This is a genomic window from Petrotoga sp. SL27, assembly GCF_002924605.1.
GTDB classification, from domain to species: Bacteria; Thermotogota; Thermotogae; order Petrotogales; family Petrotogaceae; genus Petrotoga; species Petrotoga sibirica.
Genome location: NZ_JAIP01000028.1, coordinates 1 through 308 on the forward strand (window position 1 = coordinate 1; position 308 = coordinate 308).

Here is a 308-nt window from a genome sequence, read left to right on the forward strand (position 1 = left end):
CCATAGCATGGTCAAAGTATGGAGACTGTTCTTTTGTCCATCCGTGATACTTCCACCAACCTTCGGCATTTCCATCCCATAAACCTATTTCTATAGAATATTCTTTATCTAATATTGCACCCCAACTACTTCCAGAAGCAATTACATTCAAAAACGGAGCAAAAGGTCTTGCCAAATGAACATGTACTTCGTTGCCTTGAACTTCTACTGCAGGATCTATTACATCATGATAGAAATTAACTAAAGCCTCTTCGTATTCAGGAGATGTAGGATTCATCTCACCATCAAATATAGTAGCCCATGAAGCA

The 308-nt window shown here is 38.6% G+C and carries 1 pseudogene; it reads right to left on the bottom strand.

The features are described from left to right. A pseudogene (locus AD60_RS09910) lies at positions 1 to 308 on the bottom strand (ABC transporter substrate-binding protein); the annotation flags it as partial.